The 1,894-nt window shown below is 76.1% G+C and carries 2 protein-coding genes; both read left to right on the top strand.

Annotation, left to right across the window (positions count from 1 at the left end):
- On the top strand, positions 1 to 706 hold a 706-nt coding region (locus ACH65_RS18190; protein WP_049624057.1), incomplete at its 5' end, for a tetratricopeptide repeat protein.
- On the top strand, positions 703 to 1,894 hold a 1,192-nt coding region (locus ACH65_RS18185; RefSeq protein ID WP_049624056.1), incomplete at its 3' end, for a BatD family protein. The genes ACH65_RS18190 and ACH65_RS18185, both read left to right, overlap by 4 nt.

Below are 1,894 nucleotides of genomic sequence, written 5' to 3'. Positions count from 1 at the left end.
CGGCCATGCGCCGGGCGCGGCGGCGCAGTACAACCTGGGCAACGCGCTGGCCAAGGCCGGGCGCTACCGCGAGGCGCTGGATGCCTACGACCGCGCGCTCAAGCTCGATCCCCATGACGCCGACGCCGGCGCCAACCGCCAGGCGGTGGCCGACTGGCTGAAGCGGCAGCCGCCGAAGCCCTCGCCCGCGCCGAAGCAGGGCGGCGGCAAGGGCCAGCCCTCGCAGGGCAAGGACGGCGCCGGGCAGGACGCGCAGCAGGACGGCACGCCGGGTCACGGGCAGGAAGGCAAGTCGGGCGATGCGCCGCCGTCGCAGAATCCGAACGGCGAGCCGGGCCACCCGCAGGGCGGCGATGCCGCCAAGCAGGACGGCGCGCCCGGAAACGGCTCGCCGCACGAGGCCGGCATGCGCCCTCCGAGCGCCGAGGAACAGGCCGCGCAGCAGGCCCGCGCCGCGCAGGCGCAGCAGGCGCTCAAGCAGCAGATGGACCGCTCGCTGGCTGCCGACGGCAAGGCGCCGCCGGCGGAGGCGGTGCACCAGCTCGGCCTGCCGGGCAAGGACGACCCGCAGGCGAAGCTGCCCGCCGACGTGCGCCAGGCCCTGCAGCGCGTGCCGGACGACCCCGGCGGCCTGCTGCGCCGCAAGTTCGAGCTCGAATACCGCCAGCGCCACGGCGAGGTGCCGGCGGAGGACGAGTCGCCATGAAGCCCGTGCGCCGCCTCGCCATGCTGTTCGCGCTGCTGCTGTGCCTGCCGTGCCTGGGCCGTGCGGCGGGCGTGCGGGCCGCGCTCGACCGCGACCATGTCCAGCTCGGCGAGACGGTGACGCTCAACCTGCAGGTGGACGGCAGCGGCCTGCTGGCCGTGCCGGATCTCACGCCGCTGGATCGGGATTTCGCCGTGCTCGGCACCTCCAGCAACACCAGCGTCAGCATCGTCAACGGCCGGCGCAGCGCCACCGTGACCATCGGCATCGCGCTGCGGCCCAAGCGCAGCGGGGCGCTGGAGGTGCCCGCGCTCGACCTCGCCGGCTCGCGCACCGCGCCGCTGCGGCTGGCGGTGGCGCCGGCGTCGCCGGCCGGCGGCGCGGCGGCCGGGCGGCCGGTGTTCCTGGAGGCCGAGGCGCAGCCGGCGCGGGCCTCCGTGGGCCAGCAGCTGGTCTACACCGTGCGGCTCTATGTCGCCGCCAGCCTCGCCAGCGGCGCGCTGGACGATCCGCAGCTGCCGGGCACGGACGTGCGGCGCCTGGGCAACGACATCGACTACGACACCGAGCGCGAGGGCCGCCATTACCGCGTGATCGAACGCCGCTACGCGCTGATCCCGCAGCACCCCGGCACGCTGCGGATTCCGCCGCTGGCGTTCCAGGGCGAGCTGGTCGACCCCGGCGACCCGGACACCTTCTTCGGCATGGGCTCGCCGGTCAGCGCGGCCACGCCGGAGACGAGCGTGGCGGTGCAGCCGATCCCGCCCAGCTGGGGCAAATCGGCGTGGCTGCCGGCGCGCGCCCTCGCGCTCATGCTCGAGGGCGTGCCGGCGGACGGGCAGGTGCGGGCGGGGCAGCCGCTCGAACTGGTGATGACCGAGCAGGCCACCGGCCTCGCGTACGAAGTCCTGCCCGCGCTCAGCCTGCCCACGCTCGACGGCGCCACGGTCTACCCGGACAAGCCGGTCACCGGCACCCGCCTCGACGGCACCTGGCTGGTCGGCCGGCGGCAGCAGGCGTTCACCGTGGTGCCCGACCGTCCCGGCCGCCTGAGCCTGCCGGCGATCACGCTGCAATGGTGGAACGTGCAGACCGGCCGCGCCGAGACGGCGAGCCTGCCGGCGCGGACGCTGACCGTGCTGCCGGCGGCGGGCGCGACGCCGCCGGCACCCGCGGCCAGCGCCAGCA

Source organism: Frateuria defendens, assembly GCF_001182895.1.
Lineage (GTDB): Bacteria > Pseudomonadota > Gammaproteobacteria > Xanthomonadales > Rhodanobacteraceae > Frateuria_B > Frateuria_B defendens.
The sequence above is the reverse complement of the archived record's forward strand: the minus strand, read 5'-3'. Positions and strand labels throughout refer to the sequence as shown.